Origin of the sequence: Gordonia sp. NPDC057258 (genome assembly GCF_042668985.1) — a bacterium.
GTDB lineage: Bacteria > Actinomycetota > Actinomycetes > Mycobacteriales > Mycobacteriaceae > Gordonia > Gordonia hongkongensis.
This window is the reverse complement of the sequence record NZ_JBHUXZ010000005.1, coordinates 94,146-116,965: the sequence shown is the minus strand read 5'-3', so window position 1 is coordinate 116,965 and position 22,820 is coordinate 94,146. Positions and strand designations below refer to the sequence as shown.

Below are 22,820 nucleotides of genomic sequence, written 5' to 3'. Positions count from 1 at the left end.
GTAACCACGTTGAAGCGGTGAACAATTGACGACCATGACACGTGCGACCTTCGAGCGGCTCGGCGCCGGCCCGTCGCGTCCGGGACGCCGACCCGGGCGTGGACCCGGAGCGGGGTCGGGAGGATCGGATCGGAAGGGGGCCGGCGGGCGGAACGGCCGTGGGCCGCAGGGTTTCGTCTTCCGTGCGCGCGCGGCCGGCGTGGTTGTCCTGCTGGTCGTTCTCGCCGTCGCGGTCAAGATGATCGTCGTCCACACGGTGCAGGCGAGTTCGATCTCTGCCGAGGCCGCACAGCAGCGCGAGTACACGCAGGTCCTCACCGCCAAGCGCGGTGCGATCCTCGACCGCAACGGGCGCCCGCTGGCCTACACCGACGAAGCGCGGTCGTTGACGTTCCTGCCCAAGGCCGTTCGCAAGACGATCGAGGAAGAGCACCGCAAGAACCCCGCGCTTCCCGACGTCGAGACCAGGCTCGAGGAGATCGCGAAGGGGGTGTCGGTGGCCCTCGGTGGTTCGATCAGCGAGGAGGATCTCCTCGAGAAGGTCACCGGCGAGGACACTTTCGTGTACCTCGCGCGGTCCCTGAGCCCCGACGTCGCGTCCCGGATCACCGAGGACTTCCCGGAGGTCGGTGCCGACCCGCAGAGCATCCGCCTGTACCCGGGTGGGTCGCTGGCGGCGAACGTGGTCGGCGACGTGAACTACGACGGCAATGGACTCATCGGGCTCGAGGCATCGCTGGACTCGATCCTGTCAGGGACGGACGGCTCGCGGACCTACGACCGGGGATCGGACGGGGCCGTCATCCCCGGCAGCATGCGCAACGTGCACCCGGCTCTCAACGGGGCGACGGTACGCCTCACCCTCGACTCCGACATCCAGTGGTTCGTCCAGAGCCAGGTCATGAAGGCCAAGCAGGCATCGGGTGCGCAGGGCGCGTCGGCCGTGGTGCTCGATGCCAAGACCGGTGAGGTGCTGGCGATGGCGAACGACGGGACGTTCAACGCATCCATCCCGTTGTCCGATCAGCCCGATGCCGAGCTGGGCAACCCCGCCGTCACCTCGCCGTTCGAGCCGGGTTCGGTCAACAAGCTCATCGCCGCCGCGGCCGCCGTCGAGTACGGCATCACCCGGCCCGAGACGGTGCACCGTGTTCCGGGCAGCATCCGGATGGCAGGGGTGACGGTGCGCGACGCCTGGGAGCACGGGGTCGAGCCGTACACGACCACCGGCATCTTCGGTAAGTCGTCGAACGTCGGCACCCTGATGCTCGCGCAGCGGATCGGCGAAGAGCGCTTCGCCGACATGGTCAAGAAATTCGGTCTCGGTCAGCGAACCGGGGTCGGCCTGCCCGCGGAGAGCGCGGGAGAGGTTCCCGCCCTGAGTCAGTGGTCCGGTGGTTCGTTCGCCAACCTGCCCATCGGACAGGGCCTTTCGATGTCGCTGCTGCAGATGACCGCGATGTACCAGGCGATCGCCAACGACGGCCTGCGCATTCCGCCGCGCATCCTGGCGTCGGAGCAGCGGGACGGGTCGGCGCCCGACGACCGGGCGCGGCCCCAACCCGTCCGGGTGGTGAGCGAGTCCACCGCCCGGACCGTCCGGGACATGTTCCGGTCGGTGGTGCAGGACGACCCGACCGGTGAGCAACAGGGCACCGGGACCAAGGCGGCCGTCGACGGCTACCAGGTGAGCGGCAAGACCGGCACCGCGCAGCAGGTCGATCCATCCTGTGGGTGCTACTCGAACTCGCGGTACAACATCACGTTCGCGGGCATCGCCCCGGCCGACAACCCGCGCTACGTCGTCGGGATCATGCTCGACAACCCACGGCGCAGTTCCGACGGGTCGGGCGGTCAGTCGGCGGCTCCGCTGTTCTCCACCATCACGTCGTGGATGCTCCAGCGCGCCCAGGTGCCGCTGTCCGCGCCGACGCCCCGGCTGACCCTGACCGCACGGTAGCGCCCGCGGAGTCCGTCGCCGATCAGCCGGACACCCGGACAGGTGCGGCCACGGGCGCACCGTGTGCTGTGGCGTCGGGGCGGGTCGGTATCGTGAGTGCGATTCTGCGCCTCCCGACGAGGCACCGACGCACCTCGCGGCACAGCCCGGTCCGACGTCCGAACACCGACACCCGTACCGAGCAGTCCCGCACGACCAGCACAGTCCCGAGGAGCGAGCATGTCCGCTCGCCCGTGGGAAACGCCGAGAGAAGAACCGAGGAGGCGAGGAGCACCGATGGCGTCTCGTCGACCATCACCCGACCGGAGGGGCGGACCCATCCGTCCGCGTGAGGTCGCGCCGACAGCGGTGTCCGTGTTGTCCACCGCCACCGGGGCCCGACTCGACCTGGTCGGCGGCGCCGACGCCGAGACCCAGGTGACCGGGGTCGTCCTGCGGGCGCAGGACGTCCGGCCCGGTGACCTGTTCGCCGCTCTGCCCGGGGCCAGCACGCACGGCGCGAAGTTCGCCGATCAGGCCGTGGCGGCCGGTGCGACGGCCATCCTCACCGACCCCGCCGGCCGGGCCGAACTGGCTCGCGTCCTGCCGCCGGAGACTGCCGTCGCGGTCCTCATCCATCCCGCTCCCCGCACGGTGCTCGGCAATGTCAGCGCCCGCGTGTACGGCAATCCGTCCCAACGACTCAAGCTGATCGGCATCACCGGCACGTCGGGCAAGACCACCACGTCCTATCTGGTCGAGGCCGCCCTGCTGGCCGCCGGGCACTCGGTAGGGCTCATCGGCACCGTCGAGACCCGCGTGAACGGCGTCGCCCAACCGAGTTCGCTGACCACGCCGGAGGCCCCGACCCTGCAGGCCCTGCTCGCGGCGATGCTCGAGGACGGCGTCGACATCGTCGTCATGGAGGTGTCGAGTCACGCGCTGGCACTCGGTCGCGTCGACGGTGCGCATTTCGCGATCGGCGCGTTCACCAATCTCTCGCAGGACCATCTCGATTTCCACCTGACGATGCGCGCCTACTTCGACGCGAAGGCCCAGCTGTTCGTCCCGTCCGCCCCGACGCACGCGGTCCGGGCGGTCGTGTGCGTCGACGACGAGTGGGGTCGGCGGATGGCCGAGCTCGCCCGGCGGCCGGGCGAGGCCGCCCATCTGCAGCCGGTCCTGGTATCCACCGGGCCGACGCCGGCCCACTGGCAGGCGGATGACTCGTCGCTCGCCGACGACGGCTCGTCACGCACCCCGTTCACCGAGCCGGACGGCGAGCACGAGCTCCTCATCCCGCTGCCCGGCCGGTACAACGTGGCCAACGGGCTCCTGGCCGTCGCCGTGGCACACGCCGCCGGCGTGCCGGTGCCCACCGCACTCGAGGCGGTCGCGTCGGTAAGCGTCCCGGGACGCCTACAACGCATCGATCGTGGACAGCCGTTCCTGGCCCTCGTCGACTACGCCCACAAGCCGGGCGCGATCGAGGCGGTGCTGGCGACACTGCGCGGGCAGACGACCGGACGGGTGGCCATCGTCGTCGGTGCCGGCGGCGATCGCGACACCGGGAAACGGCCGCTGATGGGGGAAGCGGCCGCGCGCGGTGCCGAACTCGTGGTCGTGACCGACGACAACCCGCGTACCGAGGACCCGGGTGCGATCCGGGCCGAGGTGCTCGCCGGTGCACAGGCCGTGCCCGGAACCGAGCGCCCCCGCGGCGCGGAACCGATCCGGGAGATCGGCGATCGCGCCGCCGCGATCGAGGCGGCCGTCGCCTGGGCACGGCCCGGCGACATCGTGCTGGTCGCCGGCAAGGGACACGAGGCAGGACAGGAGATCGACGGCGTGAAGCATCCGTTCGACGATCGGGAGGTCGTCGCCCGCGCGCTCGAGTCCCGGGCAGGCGTCGCTCCGGGTGCGGTCGCGGAGGGCGAACGATGACCACCGGAGCGGTCACGGTCATCCGCGGCGATGCGCCGGTGTCGGTCGACGACGCCCGCCGGCTGATCCGGCGCCTCGCCGAGTCCGCCGGCGCCGGCCGCACCTGGGCGGTCATCGCCGAGCTGGCCTCGCCGGCCGACCTGACCGAGAACCAGCGCGTCGTCGAACACGATCTGCTGGGTCGCCTGGCGGTCCGGCTGGCCGTCGACAAGACTCTCTGCGTGGGGGATTCACGATCGGTGCACGCGCTGCACCAGGGCGCGGTCATGGAGGGTTCGTGGGGTGACGAGGCGCGCATCGTCGAGTCCGTCGACGCCGCCGCCCGACTCGCCGACACCGAACCGGACTGGCGGCCCGCCGCCGGCGACGTCATCCTGCTGGCCGCGGCCGGCGCCGATCTCGACTCGGTGATCACCGCGTGGTCCGAGCGGGGCGGATGGCGGGTCGTCGACGCCCCGGCCGGCGACGAGGCGGCGCCATGAGCGCTCGGGTGCGGGTGAAGGGGCCGACGATGCTCCTCCGCCTTGGGGTGCCAGGCAGGTTCGGGAAGATCGCGGCCGGGAACAGACCGGTCGCGTACGGAGAGGATGCGGGGGCAACGCGGTGACACAGATACTCCTCGCGGGGGCGATCGCGATCGCGGTGTCGATCCTGCTGACGCCGGTCCTCATCAAGGTGTTCTCCCGGCAGGGCTTCGGGCAGGAGATCCGGGTCGAGGGCCCGCAGAGCCACCAGACCAAGCGCGGGACGCCGTCGATGGGCGGCGTCGCGATCCTGGCGGCACTCTGGGCCGGCTATTTCGGCGCCCACCTCGTCGGGGTCTTCACCGACGCCGGGAACGGCCCGACCGCCTCCGGACTGCTCGTCCTGGGGCTGGCGACCGCGTTGGGCGTCGTCGGGTTCCTCGACGACATCATCAAGATCCGCAAGCATCGCAACCTCGGTCTGAACAAGACCGCGAAGTCGATCGGGCAGTTCATCGCCGCCATCCTCTTCGGCATCCTGGTGCTGCAGTTCCGCAACGACTACGGCTACACGCCCGCGAGTACGAACCTGTCCTACGTCCGCGACATCGATGCGATCACGCTGGGGTCGGTCGTGTTCGTGGTGTTCTGCTGGCTGGTCGTCGCGGCCTGGTCGAACGCGGTGAACTTCACCGACGGGCTCGACGGCTTGGCCGCCGGCTCCATGGCGATGGTCCTGGGCTCCTACGTCCTGGTCACCTTCTTCCAGTTCGTGAACGCCTGTGCGGGCGGCGCGAAACCGCCGAGCGAGATCCCCACCGGCTGCTACCAGGTCCGTGACCCCCTCGATCTCGCGCTCATCGCCGTGGCCGGCGGTGGAGCGTGCCTCGGCTTCCTCTGGTGGAATGCGGCGCCCGCCAAGATCTTCATGGGCGACACCGGCTCGCTCGCCCTCGGCGGCATGCTCGCCGGTCTGTCGATCACCACGCGGACGGAGTTGCTGGCGGTCGTCATCGGCGCGCTGTTCGTCGCCGAGATCATGTCGGTCGTGATCCAGATCGCCTTCTTCCGGACCACCGGTCGTCGCGTGTTCCGGATGGCCCCGTTCCATCACCACTTCGAACTCGGTGGCTGGGCGGAGACCACGGTGATCATCAGATTCTGGTTGCTCACCGCCATCGCCTGTGCGCTCGGCCTGTCGCTGTTCTACGGCGAGTTCCTGACCACCAATGGCTGATCAGCCGGAAGCGAGTCCGACCCCCGGGGGGCCCGACCCGCGCGCCCTGGCCGGCCGGACCGTCGTGGTCGGCGGGGCCGGGACCGCGGGGTTGTCCGCCACCCGGTTCCTGGTGACGCTCGGCGCGCATGTCCTGCTCGCCGACGACCGGTTCGCCGGTGCTGACGCGCCGCCCGTCGACCGGAACGCCGCGGCCGCGGCGGTCGCCGGGGTCACCGAACTGATGTCGCAGGGCGTCGAACCGGTCGCCGTCGCGGATCTGCTCACCGGTTCCGGGCGACTGGCGACGGCCAAGGTCGTGATCGTGTCACCCGGCTTCGCGCCCACCCACCACCTGGTGGCGGCCGCGGCCGCCGCCGGCGTACCGGTCTGGGGCGAGGTCGAACTGGCCTGGCGCGTGGACGTCGCGGGACTGCTGGGCGAACCACGCACCTGGCTTGTCGTGACCGGCACCAACGGCAAGACGACGACCACGTCGATGCTCGCCGGGATCGTCGAGGCGTCGGGCCGCAGGGGTGCGGCCTGTGGCAACATCGGGCTCCCGGTGCTCGACGCGATGCAGGCCGAGCCCAGGGTGGACGTGCTGTGCGCCGAACTGTCGTCATTTCAGCTGCATTGGGCGCCGTCGGTCCGTCCGCATGCGGGAGTCGTGCTGAACGTGGCCGAGGATCACCTCGACTGGCACGGGACCTTCGAGGCGTACGCACTTGCCAAGGCGGGAGCGCTGCGCGGTGCGGTGAGTGTCGTCGGACTCGACGACCCGGTCGCGTCCGGCCTGCCCGCCGCGGGCCGCCGCATCGGTTTCACGCTGCGCGAGCCGCAGCCCGGACAGCTCGGCGTCGCGAACGGTGTGCTGATCGACCGCGCCTTCGACGCGGGCCGGTTGTATGACGCCGACGAGGTGCGCCCGGCCGGACCGTCGGGTGTCGCCGATGCGCTGGCCGCGTCGGCTCTCGCGCTCGCGGCCGGCATCGGGCCGGAGGCGATACGGGCGGGGCTGGCGTCCTTCCGGCCGGCCGGTCATCGCGGCGAAGTCGTCGCCTCGCGGGACGGGATCGACTTCGTCGACGACTCGAAAGCCACCAACCCCCACGCCGCCCAGGCGGCGGTCGCCGCCTTCGATCGGGTCGTCCTGATCGCGGGCGGTCTGCTCAAGGGTGCGTCGATGGATGAGATGCTCACCGCGGTGGGCAGTCGGCTGGCCGGGGTGGTCGCGATCGGCCGCGACCGGGACCTGGTGATCGAGGCGATCGCGCGACACGCCCCAGAAGTCCCAACAGTCACAGTATTCACAGGGGACGATGGCACGGTGAACGCGCATCGTCCGGGACAGGCCGGTCCCCAAGCCTCAGCAGTTGATCTCCCGGGGACGGGCTCCTCGACATCGGTGGCGGTCATGGACCGGGCCGTCGAGGAGGCGTGGGTGCTCGCGGAGGCGAGCCCGTCCGCGCCCGACGCCGTGCTGCTCGCACCCGCGGCGGCCTCGCTGGACATGTTCGCCGGATACGGCGCGCGCGGTGACGCTTTCGCCGCCGCCGCGCGTCGGATCGCTGGCTTGCCCGACACCGGACGCTGAGTCGGATGAGCAGCCGCAACCCGGCCGCGGACAACGACCCCGTCGACGATGCCGACGACCGCAGCGGTCTCGACGGCGTCGGAGATGATGGTGTCGCTGCCGACAACGGGAGCGCTGATGTCGAGACCGGCGGGGACACCGGTGGCCGGACGCGCACGAGAGACGAACGGCCGGGCGTGAAGCGCGGCACCGGCGCCAGGTCGGCACGGGACGACGCCTCGGGCCGCTCCGCGGGTGCGGCAGCAGCGACTGCCGCGTCGATCCCCGCGATCGTGCTCGACGCCATCCGCAACCTGTTGGCGCGTCCGCTGGCGTCCTATCAGCTGATCCTCACGATGTCGTTCCTGCTCACCACATTCGGCCTGGTGATGGTCCTCTCGGCGTCGTCGGTCGAGGGGTATTCCAAAGAGGGATCGGCGTACGGGCTGTTCGCCACGCAGGTGATCTTCGCCCTGCTCGGCCTGGTGGTCTTCTACTTCATGCTGCGGATTCCGGTGCGGTTGCTTCGACGGTTCGCCGCTCCGGCGATGTTCGTCGCGGTGGTGCTGCTGGCGCTGGTCCTCATCCCCGGCGTGGGCACGCTCAGTCAGGGCGCGCGCCGCTGGTTCGTCATCTACGGCCTGTCGGTGCAGCCGTCGGAGCTGGTGAAGGTCGCGTTGTGCATTTGGGGTGCGCACCTGCTGGCCTCGCGCCGACGGGACAACGCCTTGCTGCGCGAGCTGCTGGTCCCGCTCGTCCCGGTGGCCATGCTCGTGTGCCTGCTCATCATCCTCGAGCCGAACCTGTCGACGACGATCACCATCGCGATCATCGTCGGTGCGCTGTTGTGGTTCGCGGGACTGCCGGTCAAGGTCTTCGTCTCGTTCGCGGTGTCCGGCATCGCGCTCGCCGTGATCCTCGCCCTGGCCGAGGGCTACCGCTCGCAGCGCGTGATGAGCTTCCTCGGCAACGTCGATGACCCGCAGGGCGCCGGCTATCAGGCGCGCCAGGCGACCTACGCGCTCGCCAACGGCGGGGTCTTCGGCGTGGGCCTCGGCCAGTCGAGTGCCAAGTGGAACTATCTGCCGAACGCGCACAACGACTTCATCTTCGCGATCATCGGCGAGGAGCTCGGGCTGCTCGGCGGGCTCATGGTGGTGTTCCTGTTCGTCGTCCTCGCCTACATCGGCTTCCGGATCGCATCCCGGTCGACCGATCCCTTCCTGCGCCTGATGTCGGCGACCATCACGGTGCTGATCACCGCGCAGGCGTTCATCAACATCGGCTACGTCATCGGATTGCTGCCGGTGACCGGGATCCAGCTGCCGCTGATCTCGGCCGGCGGCACGTCGACGCTCACCGTCCTCGCGATGCTCGGTCTGCTCGCCAACGCCGCGAGGCACGAACCCGAGGCGGTCGCCACGCTCACCGGCGGGTCGCCGAGCCGCGTCGCACGGTGGCTGCGCCTGCCGACGCCGGTGGCCTACCGGCAGACACGGGCGGAGTCGCTGCGCGATCGACTGGACCAGCGCCGCACGGCCGGTCCGCGTCCGACGGCCGGTGCGGGTCGCGGCGGCCGGGGACCGCAGTCGCGTCGCCGTCCGCCGAGCGGGCCCGCGCCGTCGGCCGATGCCGGACGTGGCCGTCGACGCTTCCCGTTGCCCTGGCGGCGTGCCGCCGAGACGTCGCAGCGGCGTGCCGCCCCGTCGTCGCAGTCCGCGCGGGACGATCGACGGCAGGGCCGGTCGTCGACGCGATCCGGTGCCGGCGACACCCGAGGGGCCCGGTCGGCGGCCTCCGGCCGGGCGGGTGTCCCGCGCGGGCGGGTCCGGCCGGGGACTTCTTCGCGGAGCGGCGTCGACTACGGTGTCGGGTATCGGGGGAGCGGGTCGTATGTACGCGGCGCCGGGAGCGGAGCGAGCGGGCCGTATGTACGCGGCGCCGGGAGCGGAGCGAGCGGGCCGAATGTACGCGGCGCCGGCCGTCGGTGACCGGCGGTGGGAGCGGCTGAGGTGCGGGCCCACGACGGGAGATCTCCCGGCCGGGAGCCCGCGAATGTGATCGAAAGCTGAAATGGAGTGACGACGCCGGTGAGTTCGGGTGCGGTACAAGCTGATACGACCGGACGGCCGAACGGCCGGCCGTTGTCGGTGGTCGTCGCAGGCGGCGGCACGGCCGGTCACATCGAACCCGCCCTCGCCGTCGCCGACGCGGTCAGCCGCATCGATCCGACGGCCCGTATCACGGCTCTGGGTACCAGTCGGGGCCTCGAAGTCGATCTCGTCCCGGAACGCGGATACGACCTGCAGCTGATCCCGCCGGTGCCGTTGCCGCGCAAACCCGGCCTCGACCTGGCGCGCACCCCCGGTCGTCTGCTGGGTTCGGTGGCCGCCACCCGCAAGGTTCTCGACGAGGTGGACGCCGACGTGGTCATCGGTTTCGGTGGTTACGTCTCGGTGCCGGCGTACCTCGCGGCGCAGATGCACCTGCGCCGACGCAATCGGATCCCGATCGTCATCCATGAGGCCAATGCCTCGGCCGGCATCGCCAACAAGGTCGGTGCCCGCTTCGCCGATCGGGTCCTGGCGGCGGTCGACGGTTCCGGGCTCGATGCGACGGTCGTCGGAATCCCGGTGCGCGGTGTCCTCGCCGAACTGGACCGGCCCGCCCTGCGGGCGAAGGCGCGCCACTACTTCGGACTCGACGACGACGCTCCGACGCTGCTCGTCTTCGGCGGCTCGCAGGGCGCGCAACGACTCAACGACGCCGTGTCGGGCGCGGCGAAGACATTGGGTGAGGCCGGCATCGGCGTGCTGCACGCATACGGTCCCAAGAACTCGATCGACCCCGCCGTCGTCGATGACGCGCCGCCCTACCGCGCCGTCGGGTATCTCAAACGGATGGATCTCGCGTACGCCGCCGCGGATCTCGTGATGTGCCGGTCCGGCGCGATGACCGTCGCCGAGGTGTCGGCGACCGGGTTGCCCGCGATCTATGTCCCGCTGCCGCACGGGAACGGCGAACAACGACTGAATGCGCTCCCGGTCGTGGAGGCGGGCGGGGGACTGCTCGTCGACGATGCGACGGTGGACGCGGAGTGGGTTGCCCGCGAAGTGCCTGCGCTGCTGACGGATTCGGCTCGGCTGCACGAGATGTCGATCGCTGCCGCGGGCACCGGGCATCGGGACGCCGCGGCGGCGGTGGCCACCGCCGCCATCGAACTCGCGCAGGATTTCCGGGCTGGACGTCGTCGCGGTGGGAGGTCGGCCCGTGAACGATGACGCCGTGAGCGAAGCGACGGAGAGGGACGAGGCGGCGTCGGCTCCGGGGTCGCTGCCCGATGAACTGAGCCGCGTCCACATGGTCGGCATCGGCGGCGCCGGGATGTCGGGGCTGGCCCGGATTCTGCTGGCCCGCGGGGGACAGGTGTCGGGGTCGGATGCCAAGAACAGTCGCGGCATCCTCGAACTCCGGACCCGCGGCGCCCGGGTGCAGGTCGGGCACGATCCGTCGGCGCTCGACCAGATCCCCGGTGGCCCGTCTGTCGTGGTGACCACTCACGCCGCGATCCCGAAGACCAATCCCGAACTCGTGGCGGCACGGTCGCGCGGCATCCCGATTCTCCTGCGACCGCGCGTCCTGGCCCAGCTGATGGCGGGTCAGCGCAGCCTGCTGATCGCCGGCACCCACGGCAAGACCTCCACGACCTCGATGGCGGTCGTCGCGCTGCAGCATGCCGGGACCGACCCGTCGTTCGCGATCGGCGGCGAGCTGAACGAGTCGGGGACCAACGCCCACCACGGTGGAGACCCGATCTTCGTCGCCGAGGCCGACGAGAGCGACGGCTCCCTGCTGGAGTACACACCCGACGTCGTCGTCGTCACCAACATCGACGCCGACCACCTCGACTTCTTCGGTTCCATCGAGGCATATGTCGAGGTGTTCGACCGGTTCGTCGCGCGCATCGCGGGCGGCGGGTCGCTCGTCGTGTGCCTCGACGACCCGGGCTCGGCCGCCCTGGCCGGCCGCGTCGCCGAGTCGCTCACCGCGCGCGGGGTGGAGGTCCTCGGTTATGGACGGGGGACCCACGCCGCGCTGGCGCCGACCGTCCGCAACGTCGCGACCATGACGTCCTGGCAGCCGCGCGGAGGCGGCGGAGCCGCCACGGTCCGGTTCACCTCGCCGCTCTGCCCGGATGTCGAGGATCGACCGATCGTCCTCCCGCTCCCGGGCGAGCACATGGCGCTCAACGCGATCGCCGCGGTGATCGGTGCCGCCCGGGTGGGTGCGCAGCTCGGCGTCGCAACATCCGACGCATCGACCGGGGCCGGGCGGCTCGATGGCATCGTGGCCGGGATCGGCGCGTTCGGCGGTGTCCACCGCCGCTTCGAGTTCCGCGGCCGGCGCGGCGGCGTCGAGGTCATCGACGACTACGCCCATCATCCGACCGAGGTGCGGGCCGTGCTCTCGGCGGCGCAGGACATGGTGTCCGCCCGCGGCGGGCCGAGCGGTTCGCGCGGGCGCGTGATCGCGGTGTTCCAGCCGCACCTCTACTCGCGGACCGTCGAGTTCGCCGACGAGTTCGCCGCTGCTCTCGACCTCGCCGACGCAGTCGTCGTCGCCGATGTGTACGGGGCCCGTGAGGCCCCGATCCCGGGAGTCAGCGGTCGCACGATCTCGGACAAGCTGACCGTGCCGGGGACCTTCGCCCCGGACCTGTCGCGGCTGGCCGCGCAGGTCGCGCGCCTGGCGCGGTCCGGGGATGTCGTGCTGACCCTGGGGGCGGGCGACATCACCATGCAGGGTCCGGAGATCCTCGACGCCCTGGCCTCGGCCTCGACGACCGCCGACACCGCCACCGTGACGGGTTCGGGCGCGACTCCGACCGACGGCCCGGCGGACTCCGACGGCCGGACGGGGCGGGTGTCGTGATCCGCTGGCCGCAGCGCCGCCGGTCGCGCGTGGTCCTCGGCACGCTCATGGTGGTCGCGGCCGGCGTCGGGTTGGTGCTCATCGCCTACCTCACGCCGCTGATGTCGGTGCGCGGCACCGACGTCCGCGACAACGGGTCGATTCCGGCCGACGAGATCCTGCGGGTCGCGGCGGTGCCGTCGGGCACCCCGCTGCTGCAGGTCGACACCCGGGCGGTCGCGCAGCGCGTCGCCACCATCCCGTCCGTCGAATCGGCGCGCGTGCAGCGGAGTTACCCCTCGTCGCTGACCATCACCGTCGTCGAGCGGGTCCCGGTCGTGATCGTGAACAACGGCGACGACGTCCACGTGATCGACAAGTCCGGGGTGGCGTTCCTCGACTACGACCGCACGCAGGGCGTCCCGCCCGAGGTGCTCAAGCTCCCCGTTCTCGACACCCCGAACCCGGGGCCGGCGGACCCGACCACCAGGGAGACGATCGCGGCGGTGGCGGGCTTGCCCGAATCGCTGGCGCGGCAGGTCATCCGGGTGACCGCGACCTCGCCGGTCGACATCGAGTTCACGCTGTCGGAGAAGCGCACCGTGGTGTGGGGGGACAGCGACCGCGGCGCCGAGAAGGCCCGCACACTGACGCATCTGCTCACCCGCGAGGCGCGGATGTACAACGTGTCGAGTCCCGAGTTCCCGGCCTATCGGTGACGCACGCCGGATCCGGCCGACCCCGAAATCACCGGTCGGGGTGAGGCGGACCCGCGTGACGGAACCGGACGACCCCCGTGGGGCGGCGAAAAGCTGAGGGTTCCGGCGGATTTCGCCACGACTTCCCGACACGCCGAGCGCGGATCTGGATACCGGGGCCCGCGATGCCTAGCGTCATCACCACAACGAGTTACTTGACATAACTCTAAATCTATGGTTCAGGTTTAGGGTTTGTCGCGAGCGGGACGTGGACCGGCCGGTTCACACAGGACATATCGAGACCAGAACTCGAACAACGAGATCGACCACACAAGGAAGGCGAGCGCATGACGCCACCGCACAACTACCTGGCCGTCATCAAGGTCGTCGGCATCGGCGGTGGCGGCGTGAATGCCGTCAACCGCATGATCGAACAGGGACTCAAGGGAGTCGAGTTCATCGCGATCAACACCGACGCCCAGGCGTTGTTGATGAGCGACGCCGACGTCAAGCTCGATGTCGGGCGCGACTCGACACGGGGTCTCGGCGCCGGTGCCGATCCCGAGGTCGGTCGCCGCGCCGCCGAGGACGCGCGCGACGAGATCGAGGAACTGCTCAAGGGCGCCGACATGGTCTTCGTGACCGCGGGCGAGGGCGGCGGGACCGGAACGGGTGGTGCACCCGTGGTCGCGTCGATCGCGCGGAAGCTCGGTGCGCTCACCGTCGGGGTGGTCACCCGGCCGTTCGCCTTCGAGGGCAAGCGGCGCGGCGGACAGGCCGAGGCGGGCATCACCGCGCTGCGCGAGTCCTGCGACACCCTGATCGTGATCCCCAACGACCGTCTGCTGCAGCTCGGCGACGCGCAGGTCAGCCTGATGGACGCGTTCCGCAGTGCCGACGAGGTGCTCCTCAACGGCGTGCAGGGCATCACCGACCTCATCACCACGCCGGGCCTGATCAACGTCGACTTCGCCGACGTCAAGGGCGTCATGAGCGATGCCGGCAGCGCGCTGATGGGCATCGGTTCGGCCCGCGGCGAGGAGCGTGCGCGCAAGGCCGCCGAGTCCGCGATCAATTCGCCACTGCTCGAGGCCTCGATGGAAGGCGCCCGCGGTGTGCTGATCTCGATCGCCGGTGGCAGCGACCTGGGTCTGTTCGAGATCCACAACGCCGCGACCCAGGTGCAGGAGGCCGCGCACGAGGACGCCAACATCATCTTCGGCACGGTGATCGACGACAACCTCGGTGACGAGGTCCGGGTCACGGTCATCGCCGCCGGCTTCGACGGTGGCTCACCCAAGAAGCGGACCGACGTCCCGGCCGCCGCGGGGCGTTCCGCGGTCGGTCAGGGCCAGGCCGGCGCCGTGGCGTCGCCGCCGAAGAACGATCCGCTCTTCGGGGACATGCCGAAGGGTGCGGGCGATCCGTTCGAGCAGGAGCCGGAGCCGCCCCGCCGCAACACCGTTCGGCTCGACGACGACGATGTCGACGTGCCGTCGTTCATGAAGCGCTGAGCCCGCGCATGCGGGTGCGTCGTGTCATCACCACCCGTGCCGGCGGGGTCTCGGTGTCACCGTACGATTCGTTCAATCTCGGTGATCACGTCGGAGACGATCCGGAAGCCGTGGCGGCGAACAGGATTCGGCTGGCCGAGCAGATCGGGGTGGCGGCCGGGTCGGTGGTCTGGATGGAACAGATCCACAGTCGCAACGTCACCGTGGTCGACGGACCGGTTCCCGAGCCGGTGCCCGCCACCGACGCGCTGGTCACGACCACGCCCGGTCTCGCCCTCGCCGTGCTGTCCGCCGACTGCGTCCCGGTACTCCTCAGCGACGACGACGCCGGTGTGATCGCGGGGGTCCATGCGGGCCGCGTCGGCGCCCGGATCGGCATCGTGCCCGCCACCCTGCGCGCAATGGTCGAACTCGGCGCCCGGATCGGGTCCATCGGCGCCTTCCTCGGTCCTGCCGCGAGCGGAGACCACTACGAGGTGCCCGCCGACATGCAGGCCGACGTAGAGAAACATCTGCCGGGCAGCGCCGTGCGTACCAAGAAGGGCACGGCCGGTCTCGACCTGCGTGCCGGCTTGCGGCGGCAGTTGCTCGAGGCCGGCGTCGCCGGAGTCGCGGTCGACCCGCGGGACACCATCGCCGACCCGAGCCTGTTCAGCCATCGCCGGGGCGCACCCACGGGCCGCCTGGCCTCGGTCATCTGGATGGACCCCGATGACGATGCACCCGGTGAGCGGCGCCCGCTCGGGGAGTGACCCGGTGGCGAGAAGGATGGGGACATGACCGGGTCATCTGATGCGCGCACCGCCGAGCTGGGGGAACGGTTGGCCGCGGTGCGTCGGCGCCTCGACGCCGCGGTCGAGGCCGCCCACCGGCCGGCGGGCTCCTGTCAGCTCCTCGTGGTCACGAAGTTCTTTCCCGCGGATGACGTCCGTCGGCTGCTGCAGCTGGGGGAGCGCGCGTTCGGCGAGTCGCGCGAACCCGAGGCCGGCCGGAAGGTGGCAGAGGTGCTGGGGGACTGGGAGTCCCCGGAGCCCGGCGACGTCCCCGTCTTCGACATGATCGGTTCGGTGCAGTCCAAGAAGGCCCGGTCGGTGGCGCGGTGGGCGCGCGCGGTGCACTCCGTCGACCGCCCGAAGGTCGTCGACGCCCTGGATAGTGCCGCGGTCGCGGCACTCGACGAGGGGGAGCGCGCCGATCCGCTCGGCATCCTGCTCCAGGTCAGCCTCGACGGCGATCCGCAACGCGGCGGCGTCGTCGAAGACGATCTCCCGGCTCTGGCCGAGCGGGTCGTCGAGGCCGACTCACTGCGGTTGCGCGGGCTCATGGTCATCGCCCCGCTGGACGGCGAACCCGGGCACTGGATGGCCGAGGCCGCACGCATCCACGAGGCGTTCCGCGGGCGATTCGACGCCGCCGAACTGTCCGCGGGCATGTCCGGGGACATGGAGGAGGCGGTCGCCGCAGGCTCGACATGCGTGCGTGTCGGAACCGCGATCATGGGCGATCGGCCGCTAATCTCTCAGTAATCACATTGGTAACACGAGAACCAAGTGACACACGAAGCGCAGTTAGCTCACTGACCACAGATGCACCATCCGGCACGGCAGCAACCGGCGTCGCACTACCAGAGAGGCCGTCAATGACCACGATGCAGAAGTTCAAGGCTTACTTCGGCATGGTGCCGCCCAGCGAGTACGAGGACGACTACCTAGAGGAGTCGGCCCCGCCGCTGCGTGAGCGGTCTCGTGAGCGCGCCTACCGTGACGACTACTACGGCGACTCCTCCTACGATCCCGGATACGAGCCGTCGTTCCGGGACGCCGGCTACCGCGACGAGATCGCGTACCGCGACGAGCTGTCCGACCGCCACTACGATGCCGGCTTCGACCTGGCCCCGGAGTACGCGGCGGAGTTCGCCTACGCCGGCAGTCGCGCGGTGGGCGAGGGGCCGATGCGGGCGCCCGCCCGCCTCGAACCGCTGCAGCGTTCGTCGAGCGCGGCCCTGCGCGCTGCCACCGCGCCGCGGTCGATGGGTGCCGACCCCCGCGAACTCGAGCGCGTCTTCGCCGACAGCCCGCTGCAGAAGATCACCACGCTGCGCCCGTCGGACTACAGCGAGGCCCGTACCATCGGGGAGCGTTTCCGCGACGGCAACCCGGTCATCATGGACCTCGTCGACATGAGCAACGACGACGCCAAGCGCCTCGTCGACTTCGCCGCGGGGCTTGCGTTCGCGCTGCGCGGATCGTTCGACAAGGTGGCCACCAAGGTGTTCCTGCTGTCGCCCGCCGACGTCGACGTGTCGCCCGAAGACCGCCGCAAGATCGCCGAGACGGGCTTCTACAACCACTCCTGACCGGCGTCGGGTACCTCGGTTCGCCGTCGTCCGAGATGTTCAGGCACTCTTGACGCGTGGCTGCGATTTTGTTGAGCGTCTTGTACTACATCCTGCTGATCTTCTGGTTGCTCCTCCTGGGCCGGCTGGTGGTCGAACTGGTCCGCACCTTCGCCCGTGAGTGGCGCCCCACCGGGATCGCGGTGGTCGTCATCGAGATGGTCTTCACCGTGACCGACCCCCCGATCAAGGCGCTGCGTCGCGTTCTCCCCCCGATCCCACTCGGTCCCATCCGGCTCGACCTGTCGCTCATGATCGTGATGCTCGTCGTGATCATCGGCATGAATATCGTCAACGGCCTACGCGCCGACGCCCTGGCCGAGTCGCTCGCGATCGCCGGCCACCTCGTCCGCCCCTGATCCCCCTGCTCCCTGAGGAGCGCCCGGAGCTTGCGGAGGGCGCGTCACGAAGGGTCCGTCACCGGCGGGCGCACCCGATCGGGCGGCGGGTACCCCGTGTCACGGCGATGGTCTACCGTTGTAAGTCATCTTCGGATGACTGTTTCATTTCAACAGCGCATCGCAGAGATGCGACCAACGGTTCGCGTGTGACAGGATTGGACGCCAGTTACAATTTTTGACTGGTATGAATAGTTAGTGACAACCTGTATCGGTCGAACGACTCACCGTCGCGCGATCCGGGTTGGACGGCCCGCCAACTGAACACAAGTTCACCACCAGACATGAGGGGAACCGACATGCGGCTGACTCCAGCTGATGTGCACAACGTCGCGTTCAGCAAACCGCCCATCGGTAAGCGCGGTTACAACGAAGACGAGGTCGATCAGTTCCTCGACTTCGTCGAAGCCGAACTCGCACGGCTGATCGAAGAGAACACCGACCTCAAGCAGCGCGTCGAGGAGCTCGAGAGCGAGCTCGCCGATGCCCGTTCCGGTGGTGGCGCCCAGGCGGACGACCGGACCCAGATGTTCGCCAAGCCCGCCGCGGCACCCGAGCCGCCCGCCCCGGCGCCGACGCCGGCCCCGCAGGCGACCAACGACGACGCCAACGTGCGTGCCGCACGCGTTCTCGCGCTCGCCCAGGACACCGCGGACCGGCTCACCGGCAGCGCACGCGCCGACGCCGACGCGATGCTGTCCGACGCCCAGACGCGCGCCGACACGCTGGTCTCCGAGGCGCAGACCAAGTCCGATGCCATGCTCGCCGATGCCCGGCAGCGCTCGGAGGCGATCCTCGCCGACGCGCAGACGCGGTCGGAGGCGCAGTTGCGGCAGGCACAGGAACGTGCCGATGCCCTGCAGAGCGACGCCGAGCGCAAGCACAGCGAGATCATGGGCACGATCAACCAGCAGCGCGGTGTGCTGGAAGGCCGGATCGAGCAGCTCAAGACCTTCGAGCGTGAATACCGTACGCGTCTGAAGACCTACCTCGAATCCCAGCTCGAGGAACTCCAGCAGCGTGGCAGCGCGGCGCCTGTCGAGGGCGGCCGACCCGATCAGTCGTTCTCGAACGATCCGGGTAACGGTGGATTCAGCAGCTACTCACCCAGCTGACCTGGGCGGATCGGTGCGCACTAGGCTGGTGATGTGCTGACCTTGGCGCTGGCCGCGACCCTCTTGGGGTTCGTGCTGCTCATCCTCGGTCTCATCACCGGGACCGTGTGGCTGGCCGTGGCCTGCATCGTGGTCTGTCTGGTGGGCCTCGGCTTCCTCCTGATGGACGTGTTCGCCGGTCGCAAGGGCGAAGCGGCCCGGTCACTGGAAGACATGGTCCCGGGCGCCGGTCGCGACACCGATCCGTCGCACGACGCCGATGACGACGCTGTCACCCGGCACGACCCGGCCGGCGATCGCGGCGACGATACACCGACGCGTCGGTACCCCGCCGCCGACGCCCCCGGTGTCGGCGATTCCGAGCCAGCCGGCTATCGGCCCGGGGCCTTCGACCCCGGAATGGCCGCGCCCGCTGGTTCGGTCCCGCCGAATCGTCCTGCTCCCGAGCGTCGTGAGGGCAACCTCGAGGACTATCTGCGTTCGGTCGGCGGCGACAGTCCGAGTGGTGACGGGCCGCCCCGCGGGGCCTCGCCCACCGGTGTCGATGTCGCCGGTGGTGCCCAGGGTCGCCCCGGCCCGCCGCCGGGTTCCCGACCGCCCGGCGTGGGACCGCAGAGTCGGCAACCCGGGGTCGGTCAACAGTCGTGGACGCAACAGCAGGCCCGGCCGCAGCAGGGGCAATTCGGTTCCCCGCAAGCCGGCCCGCCTCCGACGGGCCAACGGCCTCCGGTCGGCCCGCCGTCGGCTCCGCGTCCGTTCGACCCGCAGTCCTCGGGGTGGGCCCCCGACGACGTGCCGGGCGGCGACGCCGCCGGCCCGGACGACTGGGCAACAAGTCCCGATGAGTCCGCGCCGCGTCGTCGGCGTGCGGATTTCGATCCGCTTGATCCGAACTGGCATCCGCCGCCGGACTGAGCGCACCCGGGTGGCCGCACACCGGTCGACAACCCATTGGCCCGACCGGGTCGGTCGTCGCTACACTGGTTCACGCGTTGATCCGGCCATCACCGGGGAGCACCCGGAAGAACGGTGTCATCGAGTGCGGCGTCCAGTGGACGGTGCGAATGCGTGACTCCCAGTAGAACCGGGCGGGCGTGGCCCGTGACAGCCACAGGATCGTACGGTCACCAACCGTCGCGATTCGTCGAGTGGCGTCGGATCTCCGACGCAAGCGGGGTGGTACCGCGCAGACCTCCGGTGTGCGTCCCCGTGCCGATGAGCCATCACCAGGCACGAGGAGACGAGCCGTGAGCCACGCGACCGACCCCACCCAGTCCGCCCCCACTCAGTCCGGGCGGGTGTATCCCAAGGTCGACATGACCGGGGGCACCGGGCGCAGCGCCCCCGACTTCCCGTCCGTGGAACAGCGGGTCCTGCAGTACTGGGACTCCGATTCGACCTTCGCCGCGTCGATCGAGAACCGGGCCGACGCCGAGGAGTTCGTCTTCTACGACGGTCCGCCGTTCGCGAACGGCCTGCCGCACTACGGTCACCTGCTGACCGGTTACGTCAAGGATCTGGTACCCCGGTACCAGACCATGCGTGGCAAGAAGGTGGACCGCCGATTCGGCTGGGACACACACGGTCTGCCCGCCGAGCTGGAGGCCGAACGCCAGCTCGGGATCACCGACAAGTCGGAGATCGAGAAGATGGGCATGGCGAAGTTCAACGAGTACTGCCGCGACTCGGTGCTGCGGTACACGGGGGAGTGGCGTGACTACGTGACCCGCCAGGCCCGCTGGGTCGACTTCGACAACGACTACAAGACACTCGATCTCGACTTCATGGAGTCGGTGATGTGGGCGTTCAAGGCGCTCTACGACAAGGGGCTCATCTACCAGGGCTATCGCGTGCTGCCGTACAGCTGGTACGAGCAGACGCCGTTGTCCAACCAGGAGTCCAAACTCGACGACGCCTACCGGATGCGCCAGGACCCGGCGGTCACCGTCACGATGCCGCTCTCGGTGCCCGACGGTCCGCTGTCCTCCCTCGACGGTGTCAACGCGCTCATCTGGACGACGACCCCGTGGACGCTGCCGTCGAACCTCGCGATCGCCGTCAACCCCGAGGTCACCTACGTGCACGTCAAGGCCGGCGACGGTCAGGAGTACCTCCTCGCCGAGGCGCTGCTCGGTGCCTACGCGAAGGAGATCGCCGAACCGGAGGTACTCGGCACGCACCGCGGCGCGGACCTGAAGGACCTCTCATACGCACCCCCGTTCGATTTCTTTGCCGGCCACCCGAACTCGCATCGGGTGCTGCTGGGTGACTACGTGACCACTGACAGCGGCACCGGGATCGTGCACCTCGCACCGGCTTTCGGCGAGGAGGACATGGACCTCGCGACCGCCAACGGCATCGAGGTGGTGCAACCGCTCGACCCGGGCGGACGCTTCACCGCGCAGGTCCCGCCGTACGAGGGCCTGATGGTGTTCGACGCCAACCCGGTGATCATCAAGGACCTGAAGGAAACCGGCCGGATCCTCCGCCATGAGACCATCGAGCACTCCTACCCGCACTCGTGGCGGTCGGGCCAGCCACTGATCTACATGGCGGTGCCGTCGTGGTTCGTCGCGGTGACGCAGTTCCGCGACCGCATGGTCGAACTGAACAAGCAGATCACGTGGGTGCCCGAACACATCCGGGACGGACAGTTCGGCAAGTGGCTCGAAGGCGCCCGGGATTGGAACATCAGCCGCAATCGGTACTGGGGTGCGCCCCTGCCGGTCTGGGTGTCCGACGACCCGGAGTTCCCGCGCGTCGACGTCTACGGTTCGCTCGACGACCTCGAGCGCGACTTCGGGGTGCGACCGGACAACCTGCACCGGCCGTTCATCGACGAACTCACCCGGCCCAATCCCGATGACCCGAGCGGGAAGTCGACCATGCGTCGGGTACCCGAGGTCCTCGACTGCTGGTTCGAGTCGGGTTCGATGCCGTTCGCCCAGGTGCACTATCCGTTCGAGAACCGCGACTGGTTCGACGGTGGTGACTCCGCGCACGCCCCGGCCCACAATCCGGGCGACTTCATCGTCGAGTACAACGGGCAGACCCGTGGCTGGTTCTACACGCTGCACGTGCTGGCCACCGCGTTGTTCGACCGGCCGGCCTTCAAAACCGTTGCTGCGCACGGGATCGTGCTGGGCGACGACGGCCAGAAGATGTCGAAGTCCAAGCGCAACTACCCCGACGTCAACGAGGTCTTCGATCGCGACGGATCGGACGCGATGCGATGGTTCCTGATGGCCTCGCCGATCCTGCGCGGCGGCAACCTCGTCGTGACGGAGCGAGGCATCCGGGAAGGGGTGCGTCAGGCGCTCCTGCCGCTGTGGAACGCCTACAGCTTCCTGCAGCTCTACGCCGAGCGCCCGGCGACCTGGCGGACCGACTCGCAGCGCGTGCTCGACCGCTACATCCTGGCCAAGCTGGCGACGACCCGCGACACGATGACCGCGGCACTCGACACCTACGACATCGCGGGGGCGTGCGACGCCTTCCGTGAGTTCGTCGAGTCGCTCACCAACTGGTACGTGCGTCGTTCCCGGGCACGCTTCTGGGCCGGCCAGGACGAGGACACCGACGCCTTCGACACCCTCTACACCGTGCTCGAGGTCGCCTGCCGGCTGGCCTCGCCGCTGCTCCCCCTGGCGACCGAGGCCATCTGGCGGGGTCTCACCGGGGAGCGTTCGGTGCACCTGACGGACTGGCCGACGAGCGATGAGCTGCCGGCCGATGCCGACCTGGTCATCGCGATGGACCAGGTCCAGGCGGTGTGCTCGACGGCGTCGAGCGTCCGCAAGGTCAACAAGCTGCGGGTCCGGCTGCCCCTGTCAGGTCTGACGGTGGCCTCGCCGACCGCGGCCGCGCTCGAGCCGTTCGTCGACCTGATCAAGGACGAGATGAACGTCAAGGACGTCACTCTGGCGACCGATGCCAGCGAGTACGGACGTTACGAGATCGCGGTCAACGCGCGTGCCGCCGGCCCCCGCTTGGGCAAGGACGTACAGCGTGCGATCAAGGCGGTGAAGTCGGGCAACTGGACTGCGCGCGAGGGCGCCGACGGGTCCGAGGTCGTCGTCGCCGACGGCATCGAACTCCACGACGGGGAGTTCACCCGGCGGCTGGTGGCCGTCGAACCGGACTCGACCGCGGAGCTGCCGGGCGGAAACGGCCTGGTCGTCCTCGACACGGCGGTCACGCCCGAACTGGAGGCCGAGGGGTGGGCGAAGGACCGGGTTCGCGAGTTGCAGGATGCGCGCCGCACCCTGGGCCTGGACGTCTCCGACCGGATCACGGTGCGACTCGTCGTACCGGCCGAACGTCTGGACTGGGCGAGGACGCACGCCGACCTGATCGCCGGCGAGGTGCTCGCGGTGCGGTTCGACGTGACCGGCGATGGTGACGCGGGCAGCATCGAACTGGGCGACGGTGTGACCGCCGACGTGGCGAAGGCGAACTGATCCGCTGACCCGGGCACCGCGCGGACATCCCGGCCGGGTGTCCGCGCGGTGTCGTCGTCGGCTGGGCTGTCGTCGTCGGCTGGGCGGGGAGGCGTGGTCGGACGAGACGATCTGGGACACCGATCGCAACAGTCGCATCTGGTGGTGCTGCGCCACGTACGGTGTGGAGACTGCCGCGACATGGCCCCGC

17 protein-coding genes are annotated in these 22,820 nt (G+C 69.9%); all 17 read left to right on the top strand.

Annotation, left to right across the window (positions count from 1 at the left end):
- Nucleotides 1–34: 34 nt before the first annotated feature.
- On the top strand, nucleotides 35–1,960 hold the full coding sequence (locus tag ACFUEJ_RS05910) for a peptidoglycan D,D-transpeptidase FtsI family protein (RefSeq protein WP_388028093.1): 1,926 nt from the start codon (nucleotides 35–37) through the stop codon (nucleotides 1,958–1,960).
- A gap of 276 nt (nucleotides 1,961–2,236) precedes the next feature.
- The gene (locus tag ACFUEJ_RS05905; protein WP_226513545.1) at nucleotides 2,237–3,883 is read left to right on the top strand and encodes a UDP-N-acetylmuramoyl-L-alanyl-D-glutamate--2,6-diaminopimelate ligase; all 1,647 of its coding nucleotides are present in this window, start codon (nucleotides 2,237–2,239) and stop codon (nucleotides 3,881–3,883) included.
- Nucleotides 3,880–4,365 carry a UDP-N-acetylmuramoyl-tripeptide--D-alanyl-D-alanine ligase gene (locus ACFUEJ_RS05900; protein ID WP_137808486.1) on the top strand — a complete coding sequence of 162 codons (486 nt, stop codon included), beginning with the start codon at nucleotides 3,880–3,882 and terminating at the stop codon, nucleotides 4,363–4,365. The genes ACFUEJ_RS05905 and ACFUEJ_RS05900 overlap by 4 nt, the downstream gene beginning before the upstream one ends.
- Nucleotides 4,366–4,486: 121 nt before the next feature.
- The gene (gene mraY / locus ACFUEJ_RS05895; protein WP_058251712.1) at nucleotides 4,487–5,584 is read left to right on the top strand and encodes a phospho-N-acetylmuramoyl-pentapeptide-transferase; all 1,098 of its coding nucleotides are present in this window, start codon (nucleotides 4,487–4,489) and stop codon (nucleotides 5,582–5,584) included.
- Nucleotides 5,577–7,160, top strand: coding sequence for a UDP-N-acetylmuramoyl-L-alanine--D-glutamate ligase (gene murD, locus ACFUEJ_RS05890; RefSeq protein WP_388028089.1), 1,584 nt, complete (start codon nucleotides 5,577–5,579; stop codon nucleotides 7,158–7,160). Before mraY ends, murD begins: the two co-directional genes overlap by 8 nt.
- A gap of 5 nt (nucleotides 7,161–7,165) precedes the next feature.
- Complete coding sequence (ftsW, locus tag ACFUEJ_RS05885) at nucleotides 7,166–9,130, top strand: putative lipid II flippase FtsW (protein ID WP_388028086.1); 1,965 nt, start codon at nucleotides 7,166–7,168, stop codon at nucleotides 9,128–9,130.
- Nucleotides 9,131–9,229: 99 nt separating this feature from the next.
- Nucleotides 9,230–10,420, top strand: coding sequence for an undecaprenyldiphospho-muramoylpentapeptide beta-N-acetylglucosaminyltransferase (gene murG, locus ACFUEJ_RS05880; RefSeq protein WP_388028199.1), 1,191 nt, complete (start codon nucleotides 9,230–9,232; stop codon nucleotides 10,418–10,420).
- A gap of 79 nt (nucleotides 10,421–10,499) precedes the next feature.
- On the top strand, nucleotides 10,500–12,071 hold the full coding sequence (gene murC, locus ACFUEJ_RS05875; RefSeq protein ID WP_065632398.1) for a UDP-N-acetylmuramate--L-alanine ligase: 1,572 nt from the start codon (nucleotides 10,500–10,502) through the stop codon (nucleotides 12,069–12,071).
- Nucleotides 12,068–12,769, top strand: coding sequence for a cell division protein FtsQ/DivIB (locus tag ACFUEJ_RS05870; RefSeq protein WP_388028083.1), 702 nt, complete (start codon nucleotides 12,068–12,070; stop codon nucleotides 12,767–12,769). The genes murC and ACFUEJ_RS05870 overlap by 4 nt, the downstream gene beginning before the upstream one ends.
- Before the next feature lie 326 nt (nucleotides 12,770–13,095).
- Complete coding sequence (gene ftsZ / locus ACFUEJ_RS05865) at nucleotides 13,096–14,262, top strand: cell division protein FtsZ (RefSeq protein WP_058251716.1); 1,167 nt, start codon at nucleotides 13,096–13,098, stop codon at nucleotides 14,260–14,262.
- 8 nt (nucleotides 14,263–14,270) lie between these two features.
- The gene (pgeF, locus tag ACFUEJ_RS05860; RefSeq protein ID WP_065632301.1) at nucleotides 14,271–15,014 is read left to right on the top strand and encodes a peptidoglycan editing factor PgeF; all 744 of its coding nucleotides are present in this window, start codon (nucleotides 14,271–14,273) and stop codon (nucleotides 15,012–15,014) included.
- Between the two features lie 24 nt (nucleotides 15,015–15,038).
- On the top strand, nucleotides 15,039–15,788 hold the full coding sequence (locus ACFUEJ_RS05855; RefSeq protein ID WP_065632302.1) for a YggS family pyridoxal phosphate-dependent enzyme: 750 nt from the start codon (nucleotides 15,039–15,041) through the stop codon (nucleotides 15,786–15,788).
- Between the two features lie 113 nt (nucleotides 15,789–15,901).
- Nucleotides 15,902–16,618 carry a cell division protein SepF gene (locus ACFUEJ_RS05850; protein ID WP_065632303.1) on the top strand — a complete coding sequence of 239 codons (717 nt, stop codon included), beginning with the start codon at nucleotides 15,902–15,904 and terminating at the stop codon, nucleotides 16,616–16,618.
- Nucleotides 16,619–16,674: 56 nt separating this feature from the next.
- Entirely contained in the window at nucleotides 16,675–17,016 is a 342-nt protein-coding gene (locus ACFUEJ_RS05845; RefSeq protein WP_065632304.1) for a YggT family protein, read from the top strand.
- 338 nt (nucleotides 17,017–17,354) lie between these two features.
- Nucleotides 17,355–18,170: a DivIVA domain-containing protein gene (locus tag ACFUEJ_RS05840; RefSeq protein ID WP_058251721.1), complete on the top strand. Its 816-nt coding sequence runs from the start codon at nucleotides 17,355–17,357 to the stop codon at nucleotides 18,168–18,170.
- A gap of 33 nt (nucleotides 18,171–18,203) precedes the next feature.
- Entirely contained in the window at nucleotides 18,204–19,085 is an 882-nt protein-coding gene (locus tag ACFUEJ_RS05835; protein WP_388028078.1) for a hypothetical protein, read from the top strand.
- 332 nt (nucleotides 19,086–19,417) lie between these two features.
- The gene (gene ileS / locus ACFUEJ_RS05830) at nucleotides 19,418–22,630 is read left to right on the top strand and encodes an isoleucine--tRNA ligase (RefSeq protein WP_388028076.1); all 3,213 of its coding nucleotides are present in this window, start codon (nucleotides 19,418–19,420) and stop codon (nucleotides 22,628–22,630) included.
- Nucleotides 22,631–22,820 lie beyond the last annotated feature (190 nt).

What these genes read in the sequence shown, in the direction of transcription:
- murD (WP_388028089.1), top strand. Translation starts at nt 5,577, where the DNA reads ATGGCTGATCAGCCGGAAGCGAGTCCGACCCCCGGGGGGCCCGACCCG.
- ACFUEJ_RS05850 (WP_065632303.1), top strand. Translation starts at nt 15,902, where the DNA reads ATGACCACGATGCAGAAGTTCAAGGCTTACTTCGGCATGGTGCCGCCC.
- ACFUEJ_RS05840 (WP_058251721.1), top strand. Translation starts at nt 17,355, where the DNA reads ATGCGGCTGACTCCAGCTGATGTGCACAACGTCGCGTTCAGCAAACCG.
- ftsZ (WP_058251716.1), top strand. Translation starts at nt 13,096, where the DNA reads ATGACGCCACCGCACAACTACCTGGCCGTCATCAAGGTCGTCGGCATC.
- pgeF (WP_065632301.1), top strand. Translation starts at nt 14,271, where the DNA reads ATGCGGGTGCGTCGTGTCATCACCACCCGTGCCGGCGGGGTCTCGGTG.
- murC (WP_065632398.1), top strand. Translation starts at nt 10,500, where the DNA reads ATGGTCGGCATCGGCGGCGCCGGGATGTCGGGGCTGGCCCGGATTCTG.
- ftsW (WP_388028086.1), top strand. Translation starts at nt 7,166, where the DNA reads ATGAGCAGCCGCAACCCGGCCGCGGACAACGACCCCGTCGACGATGCC.
- ACFUEJ_RS05905 (WP_226513545.1), top strand. Translation starts at nt 2,237, where the DNA reads ATGGCGTCTCGTCGACCATCACCCGACCGGAGGGGCGGACCCATCCGT.
- ACFUEJ_RS05910 (WP_388028093.1), top strand. Translation starts at nt 35, where the DNA reads ATGACACGTGCGACCTTCGAGCGGCTCGGCGCCGGCCCGTCGCGTCCG.
- ACFUEJ_RS05855 (WP_065632302.1), top strand. Translation starts at nt 15,039, where the DNA reads ATGACCGGGTCATCTGATGCGCGCACCGCCGAGCTGGGGGAACGGTTG.
- ACFUEJ_RS05900 (WP_137808486.1), top strand. Translation starts at nt 3,880, where the DNA reads ATGACCACCGGAGCGGTCACGGTCATCCGCGGCGATGCGCCGGTGTCG.